Raw genomic sequence first — 25,551 nt, 5'->3', positions numbered from 1 at the left:
GGGGTTTGGTTTCAGTTTAGGAGACTACGGTTGTGAATATGTGTAAAGATGTGGCGCTTGTCGTCGAGGGTGGCGGCATGCGGGCGAGTTACACGGCCCGCTTTTTCGAACGGTTGATTTCCTCTCACGTTACGGTCGGCTGGGCTGGTGGTATTTCCGCCGGTGCCTCCCACGTTCTCAACTATCTTTCGGGTGACGAGTACCGCGCTCGTGTCAGCTTTTCGACGCTCCTCTCCTCCCCCCGCGTCGGTGGTCTCTCCCCGCTCCTGCGTGGTAGGGGGCTTATCGACGGTCAGTACATCTACCAGGACATCGCCCGCCCCGACGGCGCCCTCCCCTTTGACTTCGACGCTTTCTTCGCCCACCCCGCCGAGGTGTGCATTCAGGCTGTGCGAGCTGATACGGGGGAGACGGTGACCTGGACCAGAAAGGATCTGCCTACCAAGCGGTCGGTGATGCTGGCGGCGCGGGCATCCGCCACGATGCCGGGTGTGATGAAGACACCGATCATCGATGGCCACCCGTTTGTCGACGGCGCCGTCGGCACCACCGGTGGCATCCCCATCGTCCCGGCGCTTGGTAGGGCTGAGAAATACGCCATCGTGCTCAGCCGCCCCCGCGGCTTCCGTCGCGTAGCGCCGTCCCACCCCGAGCTTGTGCGGCGCGCGTTGCGGAAGTACCCGAAGGTGGCCGAGCTCATGCTGACGCGACACGAGAGGTACAACGCGTCGCTGGAGGTCGTCGAGAAGCTGGAGAGGGAGGGGCGAGCGAAGGTGTTTTATCCCGAGGGGCCGTTGGTGAGTAACCGGGAGCGGGATGGGAAGAAGATTCTGGCCTCCTACCAAGCGGGGCGGGCGCAGGTCGACCGCGAGTGGGATGGGTGGCTCGATTTTTTTAATTCATAAAAATTACCGCTGCTTGGTAGGCAGCGGTAATTGGTGCGGGGTTAGTTACTTGGACGCCTGCGTGATCGCAGCGGCCATGTCCTTGGTGGCGTCATCGACAGACTTGCCTGCCGTGATGGCGGCGTAGGTGTTGTCTTGGATGGCCTTGGAGATGGCGGGGTAGAAGGGGCTGACGGGGCGCGGTTTGGCGTTTTCCAGCGATTCCTTCAGTGCGGGGAGGTAGGGGTACTTCTCCACGAGGGTGGCGTCGTCGTAGATGGATGCGAGGACGGGCGGGAAGGAGGCGTCGGCGAAGGAGGCCTGGTTGTCTTCGTTGATGATGAATTCGATGAAGTCGCGGGCGGTCGCCTTGTGCTTGGAGTTGATATTGATGCCGTTGTTGTAGCCGCCGAGGGTGGAGACGCCGGTTCCGTCCTTGCCTACCAGGGGCGTGACTTCGAAGTTGATGCCGGCTTTTTCGGCGTTGGTGTACATGTAGGGCCAGTTGATGGCGTAGGCGGTGTTGCCTTCGGTGAAGGCGAGGTTAGTTTCTTCTTCGGTGGCGGAGGTGGAGGCCTTGGCGATGGTGCCGTCGGCGTAGCCGTCGACTAGCGCTTGGATGCCTTCCTTGGCCTGGTCGGTTTCGACGGCGGGCTGTTCGGAGTCGTCGAGGACGCTGCCGCCCCAGCCGTTGATGAAGCCGGTGGTGTTGACGGTCAGGCCTTCGTATTGCTTGAGTTGCAGGGTGAGGCAGTCTTTGTCCAGGCCCTTGCAGCTTTCGGCGAGTTCAGCCCAGTTCGCCGGCGCGTCGGTGACGAGGTCGGTGTTGCGGAACAGGAGTTGGCCGTTGGTGTTTTGCGGCAGTGCGTAGAGCTTGCCCTGGTAGGTGGCGGACTCGACGGTGGCGGGCAGCAGCCCGGAGGTGTCTACCTTGAGGTCGCCTTCGAGGGGTGCGAGGTATTGGTTGGCTGCGAAGTCGGCGGTCCAGATGACGTCGAGTGCCATGACGTCGTAGTCGCTGGAGCCGGCTTGGAGGGATTGGACGAGGGTTTCGCGTTGCGCGTCGGCCTCGCCGGCGAGTTCTTTGAGCTCGACTTGCTCGTCGGGGTGGTCGGCGTTCCACTTTTCGATGACGGGCTGGAGCTTGTCGGTGTCGTTCTTGCCCATCGCGAAGGTGATGGGCCCGCGGTCGGCGGTCCCCGTCGCTTCGCTTGTCGACGACTGGTTCTCACCCTCCGGTGCAGAACTTTCGGAAGAGCAGCCGGTCAAGGCCAGGGCTGCGGCGGTGCAGACGGCACCGATGACGGTCAAACGCTTGGTAAACACGTGAACCTTCCTTTGTTATGAACAACTGGTTAGAACCAGATTAACTACCAAGCGGTGCAAATTCGTGAAATTAACCCTATTTTTGGGGAGGGGAGAGGCGTGTGCCCGTGGATCGGTCAAAATAGTGGGCCTTGTCCATGTCGGCTACCAGGCGGACGTGGTCCCCCCTGAAGGGGGAGGGGTGGCCGTCGGAGAGCCGGGAGATGAGTGTGCTGGAGGGGTCGTCGAGACGGTGTGCGTAGACGTAGGCGACGCTACCAAGCTCCTCGACGATGTCGACCACTGCGGGGATTCCACTCACGTCGTCCGCGCTGCAGACGAGGTCCTCCGGGCGAATCCCAAAGGTCACCGCGCCGAGCCCGGCGACGTCGGCGGGGATCAAGTTCATGGAGGGCGAGCCGATGAAACCGGCGACAAACGCATTGGCCGGGGCGTCGTAAAGCTCCCGCGGGGGAGCAACTTGTTGGAGCTCACCGTCTTTGAGCACGGCGACGCGGTCGCCCATCGTCATGGCTTCCACCTGGTCGTGGGTGACGTAGATCATTGTGGTGCCGAGCCGCCGCTGCAGGTGGGAGAGTTGGGTGCGGGTTTGGACACGCAGTTTCGCGTCGAGATTGCTGAGGGGCTCGTCCATGAGGAACACCTGCGGCTCACGGACGATGGCGCGCCCCATGGCCACGCGTTGACGCTGGCCGCCGGAGAGGTCCTTCGGTTTGCGGTCGAGGAATTCGGTGAGGTCGAGCATGTCGGCGGCGCGGGCGACGCGCTCGTCGATCTCTTTTTGTGGCATCTTGGCCAGGCTGAGCGCGAATCCCATGTTCTTGGCCACGGTCATGTGCGGGTAAAGGGCGTAGTTTTGGAACACCATAGCCACGTCGCGGTCGGCGGGTTCGAGGTCGGTGACGTCGCGGCCGCCGATGGTGATGGTGCCGGAGGAGACTTTTTCCAGCCCCGCAAGCGCCCTCAGCGAGGTGGATTTGCCGCAGCCGGAGGGGCCCACGAGCACGAGGAATTCGCCGTCAGCTATGTCGAGGTTGAGGTTTTTGACGGTGGGTTCTTTGGCACCGGGGTAACGGATATCTACGTTGGTAAAACTTACGTCAGCCACGTTTTCAGCCTACCAAGCGGTCGCCCTTTCCACGTCGGCGATGTGGGCCATGCGCTCGTCGGTTGCCGCGCCGCGCACGATGACGATCGCGCCACCCGTGGCCAGCTGTTCAAGGGTCTGGGTCACAGTGCTTGCCGACGCGCGAACGATGCGCTTGGTAGGCGAGCCGGGCGCGGCCAGGCTCGCCGTCGGTTCCGGGAAATCGTCGGCGTACATGCGCACGGTGGTGGAAAAGTCGAGGGCTGCCGCCGGAAGGTCGGCGACGGGGGCGCCGAGCGGGTCGTCGCCGACGACGATGACGGTGGGGGCATCGGACTGCGTGCCCTCGCCCACGAAGGCGACCTCCTCGTCGCCGGTGGTATCGTCACCCACCTGGTAGGTGACGCCGGCGGCGAGGGCGCCGAGGACGATGACGATCTCCTGCCAATCGTGGGGCACGTCGAGGGCGATGGCGTCGCCGGGGGTGAGGTCGCACTCCTCCCGCAACATGTTGGCCACCTTGGCGGCCCAGTTGGTGAGGGTGAGGGCGGAAAACTCCACGCGACTACCAAGCGCCTCGTTGTACACGGTCACGCGGGGTTCGGTGGGGGAAAGGTGTGCGAGTAGCTCCATTCGAGCTAGTTTACGCACTGTGGCCTATTGCCCTCCGCCGTGATGGTGGGGGAGAGGGGATCCTCGAGCTCCGCGCCGGGCTGGCCGACGACGGTGCCGCCGGTGTCTTCCTCTTCCTCGAACGCGTTGTCCGACTTGGGGCCCTGGTAGTCACCGGCGGTGACGACGACGACGGAGCCCGGGTCCACCGTGGTGGAGGTGGTGATGGGCAGGCCGCCGAGTTTTTGGGCGAGCTCCTTCGCCGCCGGGTCGTCCTCGGTGGCGGCGACCACCTGGGAGTTGGTGTAGAGGCCGGCCTGGGCGTTGGAGACGGAGGTGACGCGGTAGCCGTCGTCGCGAAGCCAGCCGGCAACCGAGCCTGCGAGCCCGGAGATCTGGGAGGCGTTGAGGACGGTCACCGTGACGGGGGTCTGTTGCTCGCCGGCCGCCGGGTTGGGGTTCTCCTTGGTGCCGAGCAGGGAAGTGAAGAACGCCTTAACCTCCTCGGGGTCGACGGTGATGATTGATTCGCCGTAGTCGCCCACCCCGTCGACGGAGGTGACGGGGATGGTGTCGAAGCGGACGTTACCGCCGGCGAGGTTTTGCAGCTGCGTGGCGAAGCTGACGATGTCCCAATCCTTGTCGATGATGACGGAGCGACGGGCGGCCTCGGCAAGCTCGGTGAGCTTCGACGGGTTGGTGAGGGTGTCCGAGGACAGGACCTTCTGCACGAGCGAGGCCATGAACGCCTGCTGGCGGACGATGCGGTCGAGGTCGCCGCGCGGGAGGCCGTGGCGCTGGCGGACGAAGGCGAGGGCCTGCGGGCCGCCAAGTGTTTGGTAGCCGGCCTGGAAATCGGCGCCCGAGTACTCGTCGTAGGTGGCGTCGTTGAGGCACACGTCCACCCCGCCGACGGCATCGGTGAACAGTACGAACCCGAGGAGCCCGATTTCCGCGTAGTGGTCGACGGTGATGCCCGTGAGGTTGGACACGGCCTGAATGAGTCCGCGTCGGCCGGCGTCCTTGGCCTCGTTTTCGATGAAGCTCTCGTCCGTGCGCCCCTCCTCACGCAGCTCGATCTCGCGGTCGTCCTTGTACGATTTGTACACGCCGTTGATCTTCATGTTGCCGTGCTCGGGGTCATGAATGTAGGTGTCGCGCGGCAGCGAGATGGCGGTGGCGGAGGACCCGTCGTTGGGCACACGGATGAGCATGATCGTGTCCGTGTTGTCGTTCTCCTCGTCGCCGGCGTGGAGGAGGTCGATCTCCTCGGGGGTGAGCCGGTTGCCCTGGGCGTCCGAACGGGAGTCGGAGCCCACAAGCAGAATGTCGGTGGCGCCGTCCTTGGCATCGCCGTGCTTGATGCCACCCCCGCCGCCGAGTTGGAGGTTGCCGGTGCCCGCGACCTCGCTGCCGAGCCGCCCCACCGAGGCGTATCCGAGCCCGGAAAAGAGCAGTGCCAGAGCGCTCACCCCAGCTACCACGCCACGCAGGAGGCGCGAACCTTTCTGCTGGGTGCGGGGCGTTGACCGTGGTGCGGGCTGGATATCTCGAACCAGGCGGGAGCGATTGGACACGGCCTGTGCGTACCTCCAATAGTGTGGGTAATAATGGTAGAACCTTGATTTTACAACGGGAAGGGTGTCATGGAAATCGCAGTCCTCGGCAAATCGGGTCAATTGGGCACAGCACTTCGGCTCACCAACCCCGGATTCCGGGTCCGCTGGCTGGGGCGCGAGGACATCGACCTTGCGGCCCTGGCCCACGGCGAGGGGCACAATCCCGCCCGCGAGGCACTGGCGGGGGTCGGGTGCCTGGTCAACTGCGCGGCGCGGACGGACGTCGACAAGCAAGAAAGTGACCGGGAGGCAGCAGAGGACGTCAACCACCGCGGTGTCGAGCGGTTGGGGGAGCTCACGGACGCCCGCATCGTCCACGTGTCCACCGACTATGTGTTCGGCTCGGGGGCCCCGCGCGTGCCACTGATGCCGCAGGACGAAACGGAGCCGGACACCGTGTACGGCACCACCAAGCTGGGCGGCGAGCGGGCGCTGGTACAGCGGGGGAACGCTCTCATCGTGCGGACGGCGTGGCTGTTCAGTGGCGACTGCCTACCAAGCGTGAAAGACTTCGTGTCCACCATGGTGGCCCGGGCGCGCCGGGGGCAGGCCTCGCGCGTGGTTGCCGACCAAACGGGCAGCCCCACCTTCGCCTTCGACCTCGCGCGCGGGCTGTGGGAGGCGGTGGATTCGGAGGCGACGGGGGTGGTCCACGGAGTGGGAAGCGGGCAGGCGACGTGGTTCGACATGGCACGCGCCGCCTACCAAGCGGCGGGGGCAGACCCGGGGCTAGTGACGGCGTGCACGAGTGAGGAATACCCGCAGGTTGCCAAGCGTCCGCCGTGGAGTGTGCTGTCCACCCGTTCCTGGGAACTTGCTGGGTTTACGCCGTTTCCGGAGTGGCGAAGCGGTGTCGAGCGTGCCGTTGCAGGTAGGATTCAGTGACCGTGAAGCCGATTGCAGTCATTACCGTTACATACTCCCCGGGCGGGTACCTGGGGCGGTTTGTCGATTCCCTGGCTCGCGCGACCGCGCGGGGGACGTACACAGTCCTCGCGGACAACGGCTCGACCGACGGCGTGCCCGAGCAGCAGGCGGCGGCGGACCCGGCGGTGGAGTTCCTGCCCACCGGGGGCAACGTGGGGTACGGCACGGCCATCAACATCGCCGCCCGGCGCTTGGTAGATAAACGGCGTTCAGGCGACATCGACGAGGAGTTCTTCATCATCTCCAACCCGGACGTGGAGTTCGGCGAGAATTCCATCGATACGCTGGTGGAGTGCGCGAAGCGGTGGCCGAACGCCGCGAGCGTGGGGCCTGTGATTGTGGAGGCGGATGGCAGCGCCTATCCGTCGGCGCGGGCTGTTCCCACGATTACCAACGGCATCGGCCACGCCCTGTTCAGCGGGATTTGGCCGTCGAATCCGTGGACGGCGGCGTACCGCAACGCGAGCGACATGTCCACCGAGCGTACGGCTGGCTGGCTGTCCGGTTCGTGCCTGTTGGTGCGCTGGGACGCGTTTGAGGCCGTCGGCGGGTTTGATGAGCGCTACTTTATGTACATGGAAGATGTCGATCTGGGCGATCGATTTTCCCGCCACGGCTACGTGAACGTGTTGTGTCCCGCGGCGACGATCCAGCATGCGGTGGGGCATGCGGCGGGCAAGCACCCGGAGAAGATGCTGCCGGCCCACCACGATTCGGCGTACCGGTTCCAGGCTGACCGTCACCCGGGGTTGATTCAGGCACCGCTGCGTGCGGCGCTGTGGATGGGGCTTAAAGTGCGTGCACTCATCGCTGTTTCGTGTGCGCGACTGAGGAAGAAGTAAAGGACGAAATATGACCGAGAATAATCCTTTGTCCAGCGTTGATGCGGTGATCCTCGTGGGTGGTAAGGGCACGCGCCTGCGCCCGCTCACGGTGAACACGCCGAAGCCGATGCTGCCCACGGCGGGGGTGCCGTTCCTCAGCCATCTGTTGGCGCGGATCAAGGCGGCGGGCATTGAGCACGTGGTGCTGGGCACTTCGTTTAAGGCGGAGGTGTTTGAGGAGTACTTCGGCTCGGGCGAGGAGTTCGGGCTGGAGATCGATTACGTGGTGGAGGAGGAGCCGCTGGGCACCGGCGGTGGCATCCGCAACGTGCTGCCCAAGCTGCGTCAGGACACGGTCATGGTGTTCAACGGCGACGTGTTGGCCGGCTCGGACCTTGCGGGGATTGTGGAGACGCACCGGGTGCATGATGCCGATGTGACGTTGCACCTGGTGCGGGTGGCTGACCCCAGCGCGTTCGGTTGCGTTCCGACTGATTCGGAGGGGCGCGTGTTGGCGTTCCTGGAGAAGACGGAGGATCCGCCGACGAACCAGATCAACGCGGGCTGTTACGTGTTCAAGCGCAGCATCATCGAGTCCATTCCCGCGGGCCGGAGCGTGTCGGTGGAGCGGGAGACGTTCCCCACTCTGCTCAAGGATGGGCACCGGGTGTTTGGGCATGTTGACCACGCGTATTGGCGCGACATGGGGACTCCTCAGGACTTCGTCCGCGGTTCGTCCGACTTGGTCCGTGGTATCGCTCCTTCTCCGCTTCTCGACGGAAAACACGGCGAAGCCATTGTCGACCCGACGGCCGGGGTGAAAGACGGTGTCCTCCTTCTCGGAGGCACCGTCGTTGGCCGTGGCGTGGAGATCGCCGCTGGGTGCCGGCTGGATTCCACCGCGGTATTCGACGGTGCACAGATCGAGGCGGGGGCCACGATCGCGGATTCCATCATCGGCGAGGGGTGCCACATTGGTGCCAACGCGAGGATCAGCGGGTGCATCATCGGTGACGGTGTGCGCATCGGCGCGCGGTGCGAGCTGCGGCAGGGGATGCGCGTGTGGCCGGGCGTGGAGATCCCGGACAACGGCGTGCGATTCTCCTCGGATGCGTAGCGGCTTCTAGCACGCGGTGTGGGTTTTTCTCAGCGGACACGCCGGGCGTGTGGAAATCTGGGGTGCAGGAAAGGGGGAGGCGCTATATGTGCTACCCCCGACAATTACCCCCGGCTCACCTGTTGTGTTACCAGTGTGACGATTGTTGTCTTATTCCTGGGAATTTGGAAAAAGTATTCACAAATTGACTGTTGTGGGTTGACTACATTTTGTGATTCGCGGAATAATTGCACCTGTGCAACTCTTTAGGGAGTTGGCAGCGGTGACCGGCAGGGTGCTTCCTGCGACGGCGAAACAGCCTGTGTGCTCCGGCTCGACGCATAAAAATGTGCGTGCGGGTATGGTGGCGCACGTAACCAGGTGCCGTCCCCCACAAGGTGCACCAGCGGTAGCCCATCGAGACCAGAAAGGTAGAGCCCGTGGAAGATTCCTCAGTACTTCGCGGAGCCGACGCATCGCCCAGCGATGATCGTCAGCGGGATGCCTTTATAGAGGGGCTCAGTTTCGACGACCTGTTCACCGCGGTGGAACAGCAATGGCAGGATCAGGCGCTGTGTGCGCAAACGGATCCGGATGCGTTCTTCCCGGAGAAGGGTGGATCCACGCGTGAGGCAAAGCGCATTTGCAAGGCCTGCTCCGTGCGGGACGAGTGCCTTGAGTTCGCCCTCGAGCACGATGAGAGGTTCGGGATTTGGGGCGGTCTCTCCGAGCGTGAGCGCCGCCGTCTGAAGAAAAAGCTGGGCTAGCTAGCCCTTCCCGCCTACCACCGGCCTTTCGGTCCGGTGGTTTTTATCTTCGCGCTCCGAGTGCGCCCACGCCGGGGCGCAGCCCCCTATTCGTCGGTCTCCAGGTCCTCGGGGTCAATGCCCAGGTAGCCGGAGATGAGCTCGGTGAGGATGGAGGTCAACAGGTCGAGCTCCTCCAGCGTGTCGCGGGCGCGCTCCTGGACGGGGCCGCGGAAGATGACGATGCGCGGCTTGGTAGGGCGGCCGGAGGCATCGAGGCCGGCGGGTACGATCCTGCCCAGGGGGACTGGGCCGTCGGCAACAATGTCAGAATCAACGGCGGCGGCGTCGGGGTTGAGCTGCATCCGCGGGACGGTGTCGACGGCGACGTCGATGAGCGACAGCTCCTCGTAGTAGCGGTGGAGGAACGGGGCGTACGCCTCCAGCACGTTGGCGTCGAACTGCTGGCTGCGGGTCCGCGCGCGCGGAACGTCGTGGGGGAGAAGCGGGCCGCGCGGGCCGCGTTTTGATCGTCCGTGTCGTGATGTAGCCACCATGGGTCCCAATTCTAGTTGCGCCGTAGTCTAGACTGGTACACCGTGAATACTTTTCGACGCTGCTGTCGCCCCGGATGCGGAAGACCTGCTGTCGCCACGCTGTCCTACGCGTACTCGGAATCCACCGCGTACCTCGGACCGCTGGCGCCCACGTCTAACCCGCACATGTGGGACCTGTGCGAAAAGCATGCCGAATCGATCCGGCCCCCGGTCGGCTGGACGCTCCTCAAGTACGAGGACCTGGGATTCGATTACGAGGAGGATGACGACCTCACCGCGCTGGCCGAGGCCGTACGCGAGGCCGGGCGCACCCAGACGGGGCTCGTCAAGCACTCGGAGGGGCGCCACCGCAAGCCGGAGCCCGACGGCGAGGATATTTTCCACCACCCCTCCAAGCACAACCTCACGCTGCGGGCGCCGGAGAACACCCCTCCCACCGTCGTGCGGGAGAAAACAGGCAACCAGGCACCCCCGGCACCGAAGCGTCGACAAGCAACAAAGGGGCCGACGAGAAGGGGACACCTGCGCGTCGTACCCGACGTCGAGGAATAGCCCACCACCCATGCGCGCCAACCCCGGGGGAAGAGAGGGGCACTTTTCGCGCGCGTTAACCGTTAGGCAAACGTACCAACGCTCAAAGGAGATACCGGAGATGACAACGCGGAGTCCAGAATTCATTGACACCGTAATCAAGGCCTATGACGTGCGAGGAGTAGTCGGCGAGACGCTGGATGCTGACCTCGTGCGCGACATCGGCGCAGCATTTTCCGTGCTCATCAAACGTGACGGGGAGACCTCCATCGCAGTCGCCCACGACATGCGCGAAAGCTCACCCGAGCTGGCGCAGGCCTTCAGCGACGGCGCGCGGGCACAGGGCGTAGACGTCATCTTCGTCGGCCTGAGCTCCACCGACGAGCTGTACTACACGGCCGGGGCCCTCAACACCTCCGGCGCGATGTTCACGGCGAGCCACAACCCGGCAAAGTACAACGGCATCAAGCTGTGCCGGCCGGGCGCAAAGCCCGTCAGCCGCGACACCGGACTGGCGGAAATCGCCCTCATGGTGTGCTCCGATCTCCCCGAATACGACGGTGAAAAGGGCAGCTACGAGGAGCGCGATATGCTCCAGGGCTACGTTGACCACCTGCGCGGACTGGTCGATCTCTCCGGAATGCGCCCCATGACGGTAGCCGTGGACGCGGGTAACGGCATGGCGGGCCACACCGTCCCGGCGGCCTTCGAGGGGCTACCCATCACGCTCAAGCCCCTCTACTTCGAGCTCGACGGCACCTTCCCCAACCACGAGGCCAACCCGCTGGACCCCAAGAACCTCGTGGACCTGCAAAAATTCACCCCCGCGCAGAAGGCCGACATCGGGCTCGCGTTCGACGGGGATGCGGACCGCCTGTTCGTGGTGGACGAGAATGGCGAGCCGGTGAGCCCCTCGGCGATCTGTGCCCTCGTTGCCACGCGCTACCTCAAGAAATTCCCGGGTGCGACGATCATCCACAACCTCATCACCTCCAAGACGGTGCCGGAGCTCATCACGGAAAACGGTGGGCGCCCCGTGCGCAGCCGGGTGGGGCACAGCTTTATCAAGGCGCTCATGGCCAAGGAGAACGCCGTGTTCGGCGGCGAGCACTCGGCCCACTACTACTTCCAGGAGTTCTTCAACGCCGATTCCGGGCTCCTCACCGCGCTCCACGTGCTGGCGGCGCTGGGCGAATCGGATCAGCCTCTGAGCGAGCTCATGGCGGATTACTCCCGTTACGAGGCCTCCGGCGAGATCAACACGCGGCTTGCCGGCCGGCAGGAGCTGGAGGACAAGACGCAGGCCGTGTGCGATGCGTTTGCGGATCGCACCGCCTCCATCGACCGCCTCGACGGCGTGACGGTGCAGCTTGCGGGCACCCCGGCGTGGTTCAACCTGCGCGCGTCCAACACGGAGCCGCTGTTGCGCCTCAACGTGGAGGCTCCTACAAAGACCGAGGTGGACGAGATCGTCGAGGAGGTCCTCGCTATTGTCCGCAACGACGAGTGAACTAGCCGCCTATTTCCCGCTCGCAAACGAGGGTGCTGAGGTGCGCGCCGTGGCGAACTGGGTGCGCGACGGTGGCACCCGTCAGCTGGAGGGCTTCACGCCCCGCGCGCATGTGGTGGTGACCTGGGATGAGCTGTCCCGCGCCACTGTGGAGGCCGTGACCCGCGACGTGGTCATCACCGATTCGCTGCCGCACTACGTGGGCGCGCTGGACCAGGTGACCATCGTGGGTGAGCACCCGACGGCCCCCGCGATCCTCGCCGCCGCCGAGGCGCGTGGCTGCGCCGTCACCGTCATCGCCGGCCCGGAGTCCTCGCTGGTAAACGGCAGGTCCTCCCAGACGATGGTGCCCCCGCACATCCCCTTTGCTGAGGACTTTTCCGTGGCCCGTGTCGCCGTGACGGTCGCCGCTGTGACCGGCTCGACACGGGACGTGGGTGCGGTGGCTGAGGAGCTCACGGTTACTTCTGAGCTTGTCGACGAAGAAATCGCGGTTTGCCACCCCGATCGTGATGCGGTGACCAACCCGGCCCGGATACTTGCGCGGCAGGTGCGCGACGGCGTGAGCGTGCACGTGGGTCCACCCCGGTTGACAAGGCTTCTTTCCGAGATTCTGATTAGCCGGAGCGTCCCTGCCGTTTCTGCAACGAGCGGGCAAGCGGAGGCGATGCGGGCCGGTGATGTAGCCTTGAACATCGTTGAATGGTGGGGAGACGATCCCGGTTCGCAGTCCAGGCAGCCATCGCGGCCCTGGGCCACCGACCGCGATCCCGAGAGTCATCACGGTCCCGAGGGTTACCACGGGCCCGTTTCGTCCACCACCGATCTAGCCACCACGCTGCGGTACGCGACACGCGTAGCGGCAGCAACAGTTATGGGAGTGTCCTAAGACGTGAAGAAACTAACCGGTGCGCTGCGCACGTACCCGTGGGGTTCGCATACCCTGCTGGCCGATCTGCGCGGAACCACATCCCCCTCGCCAGCGCCCGAGGCCGAGCTGTGGTTCGGTGCACACCCCGCCAGCCCCTCGCTCATCGGCTCCACCGAGCTGACCGACATCATCGCGGACGACCCAGTGGGACAGGTGGGTAAGTCGCAGGGAGGGCTTCCGTTCTTGGTGAAGATCCTCGCAGCGGGCGAACCCCTCAGCCTCCAGGCGCACCCCACCAAGGAGCAAGCCGAAAAGGGCTTCGAACGGGAAAACGAAGAGGGGATCGATCTCTCCGCACCCGAGCGCAACTATCGCGATCGCAACCACAAGCCGGAGCTGCTCATCGCGTTGACGGAGTTCACCGCACTGGCCGGGTTCCGTCCCCTGGAAAAGACAGCCGAGCTGTTCGGCGCATTCTCCTGCCCCACCCTCGACCGCTACCGCCTCATGGTGGACAGTGAGGATGAGGGTGAGGGGCTGCGCGCACTCCTTACCACCTGGGTGTCTATTCCCCGCCAGGCCCGCGAGACGCTTATCGACGAGCTCGTCGCCACGATCGCTGCCTACCAGGGGCGCTCGGAGGAAACCGAGCCCTGGATTTTTGAGGTAGGCACGCAGATCCTCGCTCTTCAAGAGCGGTACCCCTACGACGTCGGCGTGCTCGTCGCGCTGCTTCTCAATTTCGTCCGCCTCACCCCGGGTGAGGCGCTGTACCTCGATGCAGGCCAGCTGCACTCCTACCTCGGTGGCCTGGCCATCGAGGTGCAGGCGAATTCCGATAACGTCCTCCGCGGCGGCCTGACCTCCAAGCATGTCGACGTGCCGGAGCTCGTCCGGGTGCTGTCGTTCACCTCGCTGGAGGATCCCCGCGTGCACGCGGATGCACACGGGTTGTACCGCGTCCCAGTCAGCGAGTTTGCGGTGCGCCGAGTAGCGGGGCCTACCCTTTCCATCGGTGGCGGAAAGCCGCAGATCGTCGTGTGCACCAAGGGAACCATCACAGCGCCGGACGGCGTGACTCTTAGCGCCGGCGAAGCGGGGTGGATCGCCGCAAGCGACGCCGAGCAGGAGGTTTCCATCGACGGCGAGGCAATATTCGTCGAATAGCTCACAGCGGCGTATAAGCCGTATAAGCGATGCCCGCCACAGCGCGTCACCAAGCTGTGGCGGGGCATCGCTAGTGTGACGGGCATTGCTAGTGTGGCGGGCGGAAAAGGTTGTCCGCTGACACGGTCGGGCGGGCCGCGGTTAGTTATGCCTCGGGGCCCGGCTACGCCTCGGCTGCCTCCGAGTCTGAGGCTGTAGCAGACGCTCCCGTGTCATCCTGCGCAGTTGGGTGCTCATCCTCTGCGGACGTGGCCTCCTGACGTCCGCCAGGGGTCAGGCTTGCGTGCCCGGATCCCTGTTTATCCTCCGCAGCGCTATCGCTCTTCGGCTTGTCGGGATTGGAGGGCGCGGTGCCGGCGTCATCCGCATCGTCGGGGACCTGCACGCCTGGCACCGGGTCATCGTTGCCAGACTCTCCGTGGTTTGGATCCGGCGTAGGTACTTTTTCGCCTGGCGAGGTGGGATCCACCAGCGGCGGATCCGCGGGTTGCAAGGTAGGAACCTGCGGCGTTGCCGGCGACGGGTTCGGTGAGGAGTCAGTCGGGTTCGTTTCCGTATCGGTCGACGGATCCGACGTGGAAGAACGCCACGAATTTGGCCTATCGCGGTGCTCGTCGCGCGACTCAGAAGGCGTCTTAGACGCCGATTCCTGGCGGTTTACGCCACCATCAGGGGAACTGGTGGTGGGGTCGCTGGCGGTGCTCGGAGCGTCGTCCTGCGGCGTGGCAGTCTGGCTCTGCGTCGGGCGGGGTTCGGCGCCTCCTTGGGGCGCTGCACCACCGTTACGCGAGGGGCGCGCGTTGGGGGCGAGGAACGGATCCTGCGGTGAAACCTCCACAGTGGTGCCCGAATGGGGGCGGTGGTTGCGCGTGGTCTGATCGCCAAAATAGCGCTCCGACGTGCTTGTTTCCTGAGGGACGTAGTCCTCAGTGGAAACTAGGCCACTGCTAATGGCAGTATCAGTAGTTGTGGTCGATGATGGCATCGACAAACGCCAGACGCCAACGCCGAGACCTGAAGCGACCACAAGGCCAGTAGCCACGAAGAGGCCAAGGCTGCGCGTTGAGTTTCTCATTGCCTTTTGACCTCCGATTCGGTACACCTGGTTTATAACAATTTCATAACCTCGCGCCCACCTTAACATAGTTCCAGGGGCGCGGGAAGTGCTTGAAGTTTGTTTCCCCATTTGAAAGAGAAGGACAAGACCAATGGGTGCATGGGATATTGAGGTTCTCAATGCCGATATCAACGAGGATTTTCTTGATGAGCTCAGCTCGCTCGAAGGAGAGGACCTGGTTGAAGGTGTTGTTGATGCCATCATGCTCGTGGCCAAGGGCAACGCCACATCTGATGAGGAAGAGTCGAACGGCGAGTGCGCCGCCACCATCGCGTCCATTTGGGCAGGTGCGCCGTACTCCGCGTCCGATGCGATTGACAACTACCCGTTCATCGTCGATCCGGGATATGACATCCCCGAAGAAGAGTTTGAGAAGATGGCCGAGCCCGCGGCCGACATTCTGGAAAACGCGGACACCGAGCTTGACCTTGAGGGGTACATCGAAGTCCTCAGCTAGTTTGCTTTGTAGGCGGTTTCCCGTGGGGTGATGCTCGGGTGAAGGGAATGTCCTCGTGGCTACCGTCTCCTCGCAGGCACAGAGGGTTCGTACGCGGGAAAATCACACAACTTATGTGGACGGAAGCCCAAGGAGCGCATTCGCGCTACCATGGGACCGTGCGCTGGCGAAGAAATCCACAGCATTTCAGCGTTGTGGTCTTCTCGCTGGCGCTTCCGGCAGGAACTGGGGCAACCCGGCGCCGGCCAGGATAGTAGATTGCATTTTCGAGACCGGAAAACGGTGACGCATGATTTTGGCTGTAGAGGGCATTGATGGGGCGGGCAAAAACACCCTCGTCAACGCCCTGTTAAACCACATTGACGCGGAAACGCTGTCCTTTCCGCGGTACTCCACATCGGATGCCGCGAAGCTCGCCCGCAAGGCGCTGTACGGCAGAATGGGGGACCTGACGGAGTCGCCGTACGCCATGGCAACGCTGTTTGCTCTCGATCGTGCAGGAGCCAAGGACTACCTCCGGGAAATGGCCCTTTCCTCGTCCATCCTGATTCTGGATCGCTACGTGGCCTCCAACGCGGCCTACACAGCAGCGCGGCTAGAGGATATGGATGCTGCGCAATGGGTGTACGACCTGGAGTACGGCGAACTTGCGCTGCCCAAACCTGGGCTGCAGATTTTGCTGGAAACCCCCACCTCCGTGGCGCAGGAGCGCGCGGAGCGGCGCGCAGAACACGACGCGGACCGGGCGAAAGACAACTATGAGCGAGACGATAGCCTCCAGTCCCGAACCGCCACCGCCTACCGCAGGCTCGCTCGTGGCCAGTGGGCATCGCCGTGGCTCATCGTCCCGCATACCACCACTCCCCAGGAGGCTACTGAGGAGATCCTCAACCGGATCATGTAGGCCCGGTGCCATCCGCCCGGCTCGTCGGCGTTTCCTTTCCGTGCCGCGGTGCATGGAGGCAAGCGTCACGGGGCACGGGAGACGAGGAGCGCAGTAACCTGTCTCCATTTGATTGCGTGTTTGTCCTTCCTACGGGCGTGCGCTTGTACTCCCGTTCAGCTCTCCCTTCTAGCGTGTGCTTGTTCACCCCTCCAGCGTGTGCATGTTCTCCCATTGAGCGTGTGCTTGTTCTCCCCTTGAGCGGGTGATCGGTGGCTGAGAAGCCAGGGATGGCCCGGTGGTGCGGGGGAGGCGGGGGTGAAGAATTCATAATGGTGAGAAAGCGGTTGCGCGAGCGAAAAGGCGTGATGTATTATCTGGTTATAACCAAACATCCCCGGCGGAGTGACCCACAGTAATTCCAGCCCCACGTCCTACGGACGGGGCACAATGATCACTTAATCGCAGGGATGTTTTGGTTTGTCCGGGGGAAAACGAGTCCTTTCGCGCCGTCTAGCGTTCCAGCGGTGAACCGTGGCCCTTTTCCTCGCCTGCGGTTTGGCGGTCGCGCCAAAAGTTGTGGAAGTATGGAGAGGTATGAAGGCAAAAATCTTAGTGGTAGACGATGACCCCGCAATCTCAGAGATGCTCTCCATCGTCCTGGAAGCAGAAGGATTCGACACCGTCGCAGTGACGGACGGGGCGGAGGCCGTTGGCACCTTCGAAAGGGAACAGCCGGACCTCATCCTGCTCGACCTCATGCTCCCCGGCATGAACGGGATCGATATCTGCAAGACGATCCGCAGGTCCTCGCAGGTTCCCATCGTCATGCTCACCGCTAAGACCGATACCATCGATATCGTCCTCGGTCTCGAATCCGGTGCTGATGATTACATCACCAAGCCTTTCAAGCCCAAGGAACTCGTCGCCCGCGTGCGCGCCAGGCTGCGCCGCACCTCGTCGGAGGACAGTGAGATTCTGCAGATTGCCAACCTCACCATCGATGTCCCGTCGCACACCGTGCGTCGTGGCAACGAGGAACTTCAGCTCACCCCGCTGGAATTCGACCTGCTCGTGGAGCTGGGAAGGAAACCCGGGCAAGTGTTCACCCGCGAGGAGCTGCTGGAAAAGGTGTGGGGGTACAAGCATGCCTCCGATACGCGGCTCGTCAACGTTCACGTGCAGCGACTTCGCTCAAAGATCGAGACGGACCCCGAAAACCCCAAGATCGTCCTCACTGTCCGCGGAGTCGGGTACAAGGTTTCCACGGAGCTGTAGAACCCCGTGCTCACCAAGCTCATCGCGCTGAGAGACCGGCTCGCAAAGCAGTGGCGCACCTCGCTACAGGTGCGCGTTGTGGGATCGATCCTGCTACTGTCGCTCGTGGTTGTCGCCCTCCTTGCCTTCGGGATGACCACGGTGGTGGCAGACAGGCTGCTCTCCGCCAAAGTTTCCGCCGCGTCCAACGAGATCACCCAGGCTGCCGCCACGGTGGAGACGCAAATCTCCGCCACCGATGCGTCCAGCTCCATCCAGACACGGCTCAACTCCGCCCGCGCGTCCGTCAATTCTTCGCGGTCATCGGGCTCCAACGGGGGAGATCTCACCGCCGCAGAGAAGTCCAGTGTGTACGATGTCGTGCTGCTGGCGCCCAACCCGGACGGCTCCATGGTGAGCGCGCCGGAAGCCAACGGCCCAACCATCTCCGATTCGCTGCAGGCGATGGTGCGAGACGGGCAAGGAAACGTCGCCTACGAATTTGACACGTTCCGCAAAAGCGACGGGAGCTCATACAAGGCCCTGGTCATCGGCACCCCCACCGATACGGATATCCGAGGGGTGGAGCTTTACCTCATCATGCCGCTGACGGCGGAGGAATCCACACTGGCGCTCATGCGGGGTATTGCCGCATTTGGTGGCGTGGTGCTCGTTGTTCTGCTCGTGGGTATCATGTGGCTCCTCACCCAGCAGGTGACCATGCCCGTGCGTTCGGCCAGCCGCATCGCCGAGCGGTTTGCCTCCGGCCACCTGAGGGAACGGATGGTTGTCGATGGCGAAGACGAGATGGCGCGCCTTGCCATCAGCTTCAACTCGATGGCTGAATCGCTCTCCAAACAGATCCACCAGCTGCAGGAATACGGTAGCTTGCAACGCCAGTTCACCTCCGATGTGTCGCACGAGCTGCGCACGCCGCTGACCACGGTGCGCATGGCGGCGGACATGATCTACGACCACTCCGATTCGCTGGATACGTACACCAAGCGTGCCGCCGAACTCATGGTGCGCGAGCTGGATCGGTTTGAAGCACTGCTCAATGACCTCCTGGAAATCTCCCGCCACGATGCGGGGGTTGCCGAGCTCTCCGAAGAGCGCATCGACGTGCGCTCCATCATCAAATCCGCGTGGAGCCAAGTGGAACACCTCTCCGAGGAAGTGGGGGCGCCCGTCACCTTCGATGTGCCCGACGAGCCCGTCTTCGCGCACGTCGACGCCCGCCGCATCGAGCGGATCCTGCGCAACATCTTGGCCAACGCCTTCGACCACTCGGAATCCAACCCCATCAACGTCAAACTGGTAGAGTCCTCCGATCACTTCTCCATTTCCGTGACAGACCACGGCGTGGGCCTCAAACCGGGGCAGGAAGCGCTCGTGTTCAACCGCTTCTGGCGCGCCGATCCCTCCCGCAAGCGGCACTCCGGGGGAACCGGGTTGGGACTCGCCATCAGCCGCGAAGATGCCCTCCTGCACGGCGGTTCGATCACCGCAGAAGGGGAATGGGGAGTCGGCTCCACGTTTACCGTCACCATTCCCAAACACCCGCCGAAGCGTGAGGAACCGGAATCGGATCTTGTGCTGCGCGGCGTGCTGCACGAGGAAGAGGGTTTCGCGGTCGTGGAAAACGATTCGGCGGATGACAACGAGGTGGCAGGCGAGGGACACCAGGCGCTGCCCGCCACCGAGCCTGGGGTAGCAGCCGACGCGTCCGACGAACCCGAGCCGTCCTCGGCGTCCTCCACCGATTCTGATGGCGCGCTGCCGCCCGGCACGCTGGTCACCCCGTCGATGCTCCACGCCCACGAGGTTCGTCTCCAACAGGAAGCGGCAGGCGGCGGTGAGGGAGACGGGCCAGGAGGAATGGACGAGAACCACGAAGGTGAGCCCGCCGGTCAATCGGACGAGACGAGAAGCGAGGAGAACCGATGAGACGCTACGCACAGGTATGCGGGGTGGTTAGCGTTGTAGTGCTCGCGCTTTCCGGGTGCGCAACGCTGCCCGGTGATTCCGAGCCGCAGGTGCTCCACCAGTACGAACGCTCCCGTGTGGCCGAGGAGCCCGTGGGGCCGGAGAAGGGGCAGGAGCCGGACCTCCTGCTCAAGAGTTTCTTCTCGCAATCGGCCAACCCCACCCAGATGCACCAGGCGGCGCGTCTCTACCTCACCGATGAGGCCGCGGCGGCGTGGGACGATTCGAAGGGCACAACCATCCTGCGCTCCATCGAGGACATCTCCTCCACGGTGTCCAACGACCCAAACCGCATCGTGTTTACCGTGCGGGGCGAGGAAGTAGGGCGACTCACCACAGGTGGCGTGTATGAGCTGGAAGACGGCCGCTTTGAGGAGGAATACAAGCTCGTCCGCGTGAACGGGGAGTGGCGGATTGAGAGCCTCCCCGCCGGAGTTGTGGTGGAGCGCTCGACGTTCCGCAACAACTACCAGCCCTACGATCTGTACTTCTTTGAACCTACGGGGCGGATGCTCCAGGGCGACCGGCGCTGGGTGTACAACCAGCAGACCGCCGTTGACACTACCCTCATCCGGATGCTCACCAACGGGCCACGGGATTCCCTCAAACCCGGAGTCATCACCGACCTCAAGCCGGAGGCCGTGTACTCAGGTACCCGCGACGGCGTGCACGTGTTCACCGGGGTCGATGCGGTGGACGATAAGCAGCTCAACAGGATCGCCGCGCAGGTGGTGTGGACCCTCGAGGCGGCCAAGGTGCAGGGGCCGTACAAGCTCGAGGTGGACGGAGTGCTCCTCGACGGCGACGGCGCGGGGCTCACCACAGAGGATTTCGCCGAGTACAACCCGCAGGGGTCCCTCGGCTCCGTCAACAGCCTCTACGCCCTCACCGACGGCCGGCTGCACCTTGTCACCGCAGACTCCGCCAGCCCCGTAAATAACGGGCTCACCGGCATCGAATCTGCCTCCATCGCCTCATCGTCCGGGTTCCTCGGCGTGGTGACAAAGGAACAGGAGGATAAGTCCGTGCTCCGCATGGGGCCCCTCGATGGGCCGTTCACCAAGGTGCTGGAAGCGCAGACACTGTCACGCCCGAGCTTCGAATACGGTGGCTCCGCAATGTGGACTGTGGTGGACGGCAAGCAGATTGTCCGCGTCACCCGCTCCTCGGAATCCGGCGAACTATCCCAATCCATCGTCCAGGCGGTGCCCTTTGATGAGCTTGATAAACCCATTTCGGTGCTGAGGGTATCTACCTCTGGCGTGCGCGTGGCCGCGATCGTGGATAACCACGTGTACGTGGGCACCGTCGCCAGGCCCACCCCCGCCGAGCGCAGGATCGCAAACATGCGCGAAATCGCACCAGGCATCTCCGGCACCGCCTTGAGCCTCGACTGGCAAAACGACGGCAGCCTCCTGGTGGGGACTAATTCCCCGGATAGTCCCGTCGTACGGGTTGAGCCGGACGGTGCCGCCGTGAAGATCGAGCCATCGGTGAACCTCACCGCCCCCGTTGTGGCTGTGGCCTCTACGAGCTCAACCATGTTCGTCACCGACGCGCGCTCGATGCGGCAGCTGCCCAATAACAGCGGGAGCACGTCGTTCTGGCGCGAGGTGCCGGGCCTCCAGTCGCGCCGCGCCGCCCCCATCGTCCCTGAGTAAACTGGCTCCGGCACGTTCTGGGCAGGGTGGTGCCTGCCCGGCCCGGCCCAACCGCCGCGTGGTCGCTCTACCGGTGGCGAGGCACGGGGAGGTGTGCCATTGTCAGACTATGGTTTTCGAACTGTTGCTGCCCCGGCGCTGCGCCGGCTGTGGCGCGCCGGGGGAGACGCTGTGCACTACGTGCAGGCGCGAGTGGTCGCGGGTTCCCCACCAGGTGTCCCCACGGTTCGGCGAGCTCACCGTGTGGAGCCTCGGGCCCTACGCGGGGGTGCGCAGGCACACGCTCATTCACTCGAAGGAGCGCGGTCGGCGCGATGTGTGGCCCTACCTCGGGGCCGTCGTGGGGGCTGCGGTCACCTACTTGGTTGAGCTGGGGGAGCTTCCGGAACATGTGACGCTCGTTCCCGCACCCACGAGACGGAGCTCCGCCCGCAGGCGTGGTGGCGACCCCGTGGAGAACGTGTGCCGTCACTCGGGTCACCCGTGCGTGCCCTGCGTGCATCACGCACGAACGGTGCGGGATTCGGTGGGGTTGGATCCGGCGGAGCGGCACCGCAACCTCATGGGGAAGATTGTTGTGGGTGAGGTACCGTCGGGACCTCTCCTGCTTGTCGACGACATCGTGACCACAGGTTCGACCCTCGACGCGACGGCGCTAGCGCTGGGGGCTCGCGGCGGGCGAGTGGTGGGTGCGCTCACGCTCGCCCACGCGTAGGGGTGGCTGTTAACCCGCCATTAACCTGTGAGTTCCTACACGGTGGGAGAAATGTTCGCTGAGAGCGTAGCCAAAATAAGAAAATCTCTACCCAATGGTTATGACCGGATGTAAACTAAAGGTGTACGTTTTGTTAGTCACCGATCCACTCGCAAGTGGCGGTGCCCAATTTGGCCGGGAGGTTTCTCATGACACAGCCAGAACACAACGAAACCCAGCGCGAGGAGTTGCGCCCCGACATCCAAGTGGTCATCACTGGTAGAAACGTGGAGGTTCCCGAACACTTCAAAGAGCGCGTCAACTCTAAACTTGCCAAGATCTCGGTTCTTGATCCCACCCTCAACTACTTCCATGTTGAGCTGAAGCACGAGCCGAATCCGCGCCGGGCTGACCGCGCCGACAAGATCCAAATCACCGCCACCGGCAAGGGCCACATTGCCCGTGCTGAGGCCAAGGAGGACTCCTTCTACGCAGCCCTCGAGGTTGCCCTCGCAAAGATGGAGCGCTCCCTACGCAAGGTGAAGGTCCGCCGGTCCATCAGCCACCAGGGTCACCGTGCCCCGCTCGGCACCGGCCAGCAGGCCGCCAAGCTCGCCCACGAGGCTGAGGAGGCCCGCGCCAAGGCCGTCGATTACGATACGGATCCCTACGAGGGGCTTGTCGACGACGTCCTGCCGGGCCAGATTGTGCGCCGCAAGGAGCACCCCGCCAAGCCGATGAGCGTGGACGATGCCCTCAGTGAGATGGAGCTCGTGGGCCACGATTTCTACCTCTTCATCAACGAGGAGACTGGTCGCCCGTCCGTTGTCTACCGCCGTCGCGCTTTTGATTACGGTCTCATCGCGCTTGTCGACGAAGACTAGCCCAACGCCTTATCCAGGCGCTCGCGCTAATGCGTGACACCGTCTCATATCTACCGGGTCCCCACACGGGGCCCGGTTTCGTATTTGTCCTGCGCTCTACGGACTGTATTGTGTGGATAGTGGCTCAATAGCCGTTCCAGTGATAGGTGTAGGTCATCGTGTGCGTACAATACACAACGAGTACTAACTTTGAACTGACCATTTTTAGCGAAAAGGATACTAAGAGCACGTGTTCGGACTGTCCAAAATCTTGCGTGCCGGCGAAGGTCGGGTTGTTAAACGACTCTCCAAGCTGGCCGATCAGGTAGTTGCCCTCGGGCCGGAATATGAAAAACTCACCGACGATGAACTGAAGGCCAAGACCGGTGAGTTCAAGCAGCGTATCGAGAACGGGGAGACCGTCGATGATCTCCTCCTCGAGGCGTTCGCCACAGCCAGAGAGGCGGCGTGGCGCGTGCTTGGGCAGAAGCACTACCACGTACAGATCATGGGTGGTCTGGCGCTGCACTACGGCAACGTCGCCGAGATGAAAACCGGTGAGGGCAAGACCCTGACCTGTGTTCTCCCCGCGTACCTCAACGCCCTCGAGGGCAAGGGTGTCCACGTGGTTACCGTGAACGATTACCTGGCCAAGCGCGACTCCGAGTGGATGGGCCGTGTGCACCGGTACCTGGGGCTCACCACGGACGTGATCCTCTCGCAGATGAAGCCGCCGGAGCGTAAGCGCGCCTACAACGCGGACATTACCTACGGCACCAACAACGAGCTGGGCTTCGATTACCTGCGCGATAACATGGCCCGCAGCCTGGATGATCTCGTCCAGCGCGGTCACCACTACGCCATCGTGGATGAGGTTGACTCCATCCTCATCGACGAGGCCCGTACCCCGCTTATTATTTCCGGCCCCGTCGATGCCACCAGCGAGTGGTACACGGCGTTTGCCAACATCGTGCCCAAGCTCAAGCGCGATATCCACTACGAAGTGGACGAGCGCAAGCGCACCGTCGGCGTGAAGGAAGAGGGCATCGCGGTTGTTGAGGACGAACTCGGCATCGACAACCTCTACGCACCCGAGCACTCCCAGCTCGTGGGCTACCTCAACAACGCAATCAAGGCCAAAGAGCTGTTCACCCGCGATAAGGACTACATCGTCCGTGACGGGGAGGTGCTCATCGTTGACGAGTTCACCGGCCGTGTGCTCAAGGGGCGTCGCTACAACGAGGGCATGCACCAGGCCATCGAGGCGAAGGAGGGCGTGGAGATCAAGAAGGAGAACCAGACCCTCGCCACGATTACGCTGCAGAACTACTTCCGTCTCTACGACAAGCTGTCCGGCATGACCGGTACCGCTGAGACCGAGGCCGCCGAGCTGCACCAGATTTACAAGCTCAACGTGGTGCCGATCCCCACCAACCGCCCGAACCAGCGCGAGGACCTTCAGGATCTCGTGTACAAGACGCAGGAGGCCAAGTTCGCGGCCGTCGCCGACGATATCGCCGAGTGCGTCGACCGCGGCCAGCCCGTGCTTGTTGGTACCACATCGGTGGAGCGCTCCGAGTACCTGTCCCACCTGCTGCAGTCGCGTGGCATCCGCCACAACGTGCTCAACGCCAAGTACCACGAGAAAGAAGCCGAGATCGTCGCCCAGGCAGGCCTACCCGGCAACGTCACGGTGGCTACCAACATGGCCGGCCGTGGTACCGATATCGTGCTGGGTGGTAACCCGGATATCCTCGCCGATATCAACCTGCGCAACCGTGGCTTTGACCCGGTGGCCAACCCGGAGGAGTACCAGGCCGCGTGGGAGCCGGAGATCGAGCGCATGAAGAAGCGCACGGAAAAGTACGCGGAGAAGGTGCGCGCGGCCGGTGGCCTGTACGTGCTCGGCACGGAGCGCCACGATTCCCGTCGTATTGATAACCAGCTGCGTGGTCGTTCCGCTCGTCAGGGTGACCCCGGCAAGACCCGGTTCTACCTCTCGCTGCGCGATGACCTCATGACGCGCTTTGTGGGGCCGACCCTGGAGAACCTGCTCAACCGGCTCAACGTCCCGGATGACGTGCCGATTGAGGACAAGATGGTCACCCGTTCCATCAAGAACGCGCAGACCCAGGTCGAGTCGCAGAACTTCGAGATGCGCAAGAACGTGCTGAAGTACGACGAGGTGATGAACGAGCAGCGCAAGGTGATCTACCGCGAGCGCCGCGAGATCCTCGAGGGTGCCGATCTGGAGAAGCAGATCCGCAACTTCATGGACGAGACCATCTCCGCCTACGTCCACGGCGCCACCCGAGAGGGCTACCTGGAGGATTGGGACCTGGACGAGCTGTGGACCGCGCTGTCCCGCCTGTACGGCCCCACCTTCAGCTGGAAGTCCCTGGTGGAGGGCTCGGAGTACGGTGCGCCCGGCGAGCTCGAGGCCAAGGACCTGGAGAAGGCACTCCTGGCCGATGCCAACGAGCAGTACGACCACCTGGAGGAGGCCGTCGGCTCCATCGGTGGCGACGAGCAGATGCGCAGCATTGAGCGTATGGTGATCCTCGGCGTTATCGATCAGAAGTGGCGCGAGCACCTCTACGAGATGGACTACCTCAAGGAGGGCATTGGCCTGCGCGCCATGGCGCAGCGCGATCCGCTGGTGGAATACCAGAAGGAGGGCGGCGACATGTTCCGCGCGATGAAGGACGCCATCAAGGAAGAGACCGTACGTCAGCTGTTCCTCCTGCGTGCACAGATCATGCCGCAGGTGAAGGCCGCACGGGAAGCCGCCGCGGCGGCGGCCCAGCAGCAGGCTGAGGCGAACGGCCAAGTTTCTGACTAGTCGCTTTCCGCACAGGCCCCATCCCAGCTTTGCT

At 63.5% G+C, this 25,551-nt stretch carries 23 protein-coding genes; 17 read left to right on the top strand and 6 right to left on the bottom strand.

From position 1 onward, the window contains the following. Positions 1-38 precede the first annotated feature (38 nt). On the top strand, positions 39-905 hold the full coding sequence (locus tag HMPREF1219_RS10080) for a patatin-like phospholipase family protein (protein WP_040427747.1): 867 nt from the start codon (positions 39-41) through the stop codon (positions 903-905). 45 nt (positions 906-950) lie between these two features. Here HMPREF1219_RS10080 and HMPREF1219_RS10075 read toward each other — a convergent pair whose 3' ends face one another. From HMPREF1219_RS10075 to HMPREF1219_RS10060, 4 genes are all read right to left on the bottom strand, one after another. Then, entirely contained in the window at positions 951-2,210 is a 1,260-nt protein-coding gene (locus tag HMPREF1219_RS10075; protein WP_016458829.1) for an ABC transporter substrate-binding protein, read from the bottom strand. A 76-nt stretch (positions 2,211-2,286) separates the two neighbouring features. After that, positions 2,287-3,318 carry an ABC transporter ATP-binding protein gene (locus tag HMPREF1219_RS10070; protein ID WP_016458828.1) on the bottom strand — a complete coding sequence of 344 codons (1,032 nt, stop codon included), beginning with the start codon at positions 3,316-3,318 and terminating at the stop codon, positions 2,287-2,289. Positions 3,319-3,327: 9 nt separating this feature from the next. After that, positions 3,328-3,930, bottom strand: a complete 603-nt coding sequence (locus tag HMPREF1219_RS10065; RefSeq protein WP_016458827.1) for a TIGR03089 family protein — start codon at positions 3,928-3,930, stop codon at positions 3,328-3,330. A gap of 5 nt (positions 3,931-3,935) precedes the next feature. Further along, entirely contained in the window at positions 3,936-5,486 is a 1,551-nt protein-coding gene (locus HMPREF1219_RS10060; RefSeq protein ID WP_016458826.1) for an LCP family protein, read from the bottom strand. Between the two features lie 69 nt (positions 5,487-5,555). Between HMPREF1219_RS10060 and HMPREF1219_RS10055 the strand changes: the two genes are divergently transcribed. The 4 genes from HMPREF1219_RS10055 (at position 5,556) to HMPREF1219_RS10040 (ending at position 9,142) form a co-directional block, all read left to right on the top strand. After that, positions 5,556-6,413: an SDR family oxidoreductase gene (locus HMPREF1219_RS10055; protein ID WP_016458825.1), complete on the top strand. Its 858-nt coding sequence runs from the start codon at positions 5,556-5,558 to the stop codon at positions 6,411-6,413. Further along, a complete protein-coding gene (locus tag HMPREF1219_RS10050) occupies positions 6,410-7,297 on the top strand; it encodes a glycosyltransferase family 2 protein (RefSeq protein WP_040427745.1) in 888 nt (295 codons plus the stop codon). The genes HMPREF1219_RS10055 and HMPREF1219_RS10050 overlap by 4 nt, the downstream gene beginning before the upstream one ends. A 10-nt stretch (positions 7,298-7,307) precedes the next feature. Next, on the top strand, positions 7,308-8,396 hold the full coding sequence (manB, locus tag HMPREF1219_RS10045) for a mannose-1-phosphate guanylyltransferase (RefSeq protein ID WP_016458823.1): 1,089 nt from the start codon (positions 7,308-7,310) through the stop codon (positions 8,394-8,396). Positions 8,397-8,884: 488 nt separating this feature from the next. Then, the gene (locus tag HMPREF1219_RS10040) at positions 8,885-9,142 is read left to right on the top strand and encodes a WhiB family transcriptional regulator (protein ID WP_169455944.1); all 258 of its coding nucleotides are present in this window, start codon (positions 8,885-8,887) and stop codon (positions 9,140-9,142) included. Positions 9,143-9,228: 86 nt separating this feature from the next. On the opposite strand, the gene HMPREF1219_RS10035 is transcribed toward HMPREF1219_RS10040, so the two are convergent. After that, positions 9,229-9,678 (bottom strand): metallopeptidase family protein, encoded by a 450-nt coding sequence (locus tag HMPREF1219_RS10035; protein WP_016458821.1) that lies wholly within the window; start codon positions 9,676-9,678, stop codon positions 9,229-9,231. Between the two features lie 42 nt (positions 9,679-9,720). Between HMPREF1219_RS10035 and HMPREF1219_RS10030 the strand changes: the two genes are divergently transcribed. The 4 genes from HMPREF1219_RS10030 (at position 9,721) to manA (ending at position 13,757) form a co-directional block, all read left to right on the top strand. Next, the gene (locus HMPREF1219_RS10030; protein WP_084594779.1) at positions 9,721-10,230 is read left to right on the top strand and encodes a DUF3499 domain-containing protein; all 510 of its coding nucleotides are present in this window, start codon (positions 9,721-9,723) and stop codon (positions 10,228-10,230) included. Between the two features lie 100 nt (positions 10,231-10,330). After that, positions 10,331-11,719 (top strand): phosphomannomutase/phosphoglucomutase, encoded by a 1,389-nt coding sequence (locus tag HMPREF1219_RS10025; RefSeq protein ID WP_016458819.1) that lies wholly within the window; start codon positions 10,331-10,333, stop codon positions 11,717-11,719. Further along, positions 11,700-12,608, top strand: coding sequence for a hypothetical protein (locus HMPREF1219_RS10020; RefSeq protein WP_016458818.1), 909 nt, complete (start codon positions 11,700-11,702; stop codon positions 12,606-12,608). Before HMPREF1219_RS10025 ends, HMPREF1219_RS10020 begins: the two co-directional genes overlap by 20 nt. A gap of 3 nt (positions 12,609-12,611) precedes the next feature. Next, on the top strand, positions 12,612-13,757 hold the full coding sequence (gene manA / locus HMPREF1219_RS10015) for a mannose-6-phosphate isomerase, class I (protein ID WP_016458817.1): 1,146 nt from the start codon (positions 12,612-12,614) through the stop codon (positions 13,755-13,757). A 163-nt stretch (positions 13,758-13,920) separates the two neighbouring features. On the opposite strand, the gene HMPREF1219_RS10010 is transcribed toward manA, so the two are convergent. Then, entirely contained in the window at positions 13,921-14,832 is a 912-nt protein-coding gene (locus tag HMPREF1219_RS10010) for a hypothetical protein (RefSeq protein ID WP_016458816.1), read from the bottom strand. Positions 14,833-14,965: 133 nt separating this feature from the next. Between HMPREF1219_RS10010 and HMPREF1219_RS10005 the strand changes: the two genes are divergently transcribed. The 8 genes from HMPREF1219_RS10005 to secA all read left to right on the top strand — a co-directional run bounded on the left by HMPREF1219_RS10005 (position 14,966) and on the right by secA (position 25,517). Continuing rightward, positions 14,966-15,331, top strand: a complete 366-nt coding sequence (locus tag HMPREF1219_RS10005; protein ID WP_016458815.1) for a hypothetical protein — start codon at positions 14,966-14,968, stop codon at positions 15,329-15,331. Positions 15,332-15,620: 289 nt separating this feature from the next. Next, positions 15,621-16,235, top strand: coding sequence for a dTMP kinase (locus HMPREF1219_RS10000; RefSeq protein WP_016458814.1), 615 nt, complete (start codon positions 15,621-15,623; stop codon positions 16,233-16,235). 576 nt (positions 16,236-16,811) lie between these two features. Continuing rightward, positions 16,812-17,492, top strand: a complete 681-nt coding sequence (gene mtrA, locus HMPREF1219_RS09995; RefSeq protein ID WP_016458813.1) for an MtrAB system response regulator MtrA — start codon at positions 16,812-16,814, stop codon at positions 17,490-17,492. 6 nt (positions 17,493-17,498) lie between these two features. After that, a complete protein-coding gene (mtrB, locus tag HMPREF1219_RS09990; RefSeq protein ID WP_016458812.1) occupies positions 17,499-19,418 on the top strand; it encodes an MtrAB system histidine kinase MtrB in 1,920 nt (639 codons plus the stop codon). Next, positions 19,415-21,118: an LpqB family beta-propeller domain-containing protein gene (locus tag HMPREF1219_RS09985; protein WP_016458811.1), complete on the top strand. Its 1,704-nt coding sequence runs from the start codon at positions 19,415-19,417 to the stop codon at positions 21,116-21,118. The genes mtrB and HMPREF1219_RS09985 overlap by 4 nt, the downstream gene beginning before the upstream one ends. A 109-nt stretch (positions 21,119-21,227) precedes the next feature. Beyond that, on the top strand, positions 21,228-21,833 hold the full coding sequence (locus HMPREF1219_RS09980; RefSeq protein WP_016458810.1) for a ComF family protein: 606 nt from the start codon (positions 21,228-21,230) through the stop codon (positions 21,831-21,833). A 188-nt stretch (positions 21,834-22,021) separates the two neighbouring features. Next, positions 22,022-22,696, top strand: coding sequence for a ribosome hibernation-promoting factor, HPF/YfiA family (hpf, locus tag HMPREF1219_RS09975; RefSeq protein ID WP_016458809.1), 675 nt, complete (start codon positions 22,022-22,024; stop codon positions 22,694-22,696). Between the two features lie 229 nt (positions 22,697-22,925). Continuing rightward, the gene (gene secA / locus HMPREF1219_RS09970) at positions 22,926-25,517 is read left to right on the top strand and encodes a preprotein translocase subunit SecA (RefSeq protein WP_016458808.1); all 2,592 of its coding nucleotides are present in this window, start codon (positions 22,926-22,928) and stop codon (positions 25,515-25,517) included. Positions 25,518-25,551 lie beyond the last annotated feature (34 nt).

Origin of the sequence: Corynebacterium pyruviciproducens ATCC BAA-1742 (assembly GCF_000411375.1) — a bacterium.
Lineage (GTDB): Bacteria > Actinomycetota > Actinomycetes > Mycobacteriales > Mycobacteriaceae > Corynebacterium > Corynebacterium pyruviciproducens.
This window is presented reverse-complemented; position numbering and strand designations above follow the sequence as displayed.

Bases quoted from the DNA above. Each gene is read 5' to 3' on its own strand.
- HMPREF1219_RS10080 (WP_040427747.1), top strand. From the start codon at position 39: ATGTGTAAAGATGTGGCGCTTGTCGTCGAGGGTGGCGGCATGCGGGCG.
- HMPREF1219_RS10065 (WP_016458827.1), bottom strand. From the start codon at position 3,930: ATGGAGCTACTCGCACACCTTTCCCCCACCGAACCCCGCGTGACCGTG.
- HMPREF1219_RS10055 (WP_016458825.1), top strand. From the start codon at position 5,556: ATGGAAATCGCAGTCCTCGGCAAATCGGGTCAATTGGGCACAGCACTT.
- manB (WP_016458823.1), top strand. From the start codon at position 7,308: ATGACCGAGAATAATCCTTTGTCCAGCGTTGATGCGGTGATCCTCGTG.
- HMPREF1219_RS10035 (WP_016458821.1), bottom strand. From the start codon at position 9,678: ATGGTGGCTACATCACGACACGGACGATCAAAACGCGGCCCGCGCGGC.
- HMPREF1219_RS10025 (WP_016458819.1), top strand. From the start codon at position 10,331: ATGACAACGCGGAGTCCAGAATTCATTGACACCGTAATCAAGGCCTAT.
- HMPREF1219_RS10010 (WP_016458816.1), bottom strand. From the start codon at position 14,832: ATGAGAAACTCAACGCGCAGCCTTGGCCTCTTCGTGGCTACTGGCCTT.
- HMPREF1219_RS10005 (WP_016458815.1), top strand. From the start codon at position 14,966: ATGGGTGCATGGGATATTGAGGTTCTCAATGCCGATATCAACGAGGAT.
- HMPREF1219_RS10000 (WP_016458814.1), top strand. From the start codon at position 15,621: ATGATTTTGGCTGTAGAGGGCATTGATGGGGCGGGCAAAAACACCCTC.
- mtrA (WP_016458813.1), top strand. From the start codon at position 16,812: ATGAAGGCAAAAATCTTAGTGGTAGACGATGACCCCGCAATCTCAGAG.
- HMPREF1219_RS09985 (WP_016458811.1), top strand. From the start codon at position 19,415: ATGAGACGCTACGCACAGGTATGCGGGGTGGTTAGCGTTGTAGTGCTC.
- HMPREF1219_RS09980 (WP_016458810.1), top strand. From the start codon at position 21,228: ATGGTTTTCGAACTGTTGCTGCCCCGGCGCTGCGCCGGCTGTGGCGCG.
- hpf (WP_016458809.1), top strand. From the start codon at position 22,022: ATGACACAGCCAGAACACAACGAAACCCAGCGCGAGGAGTTGCGCCCC.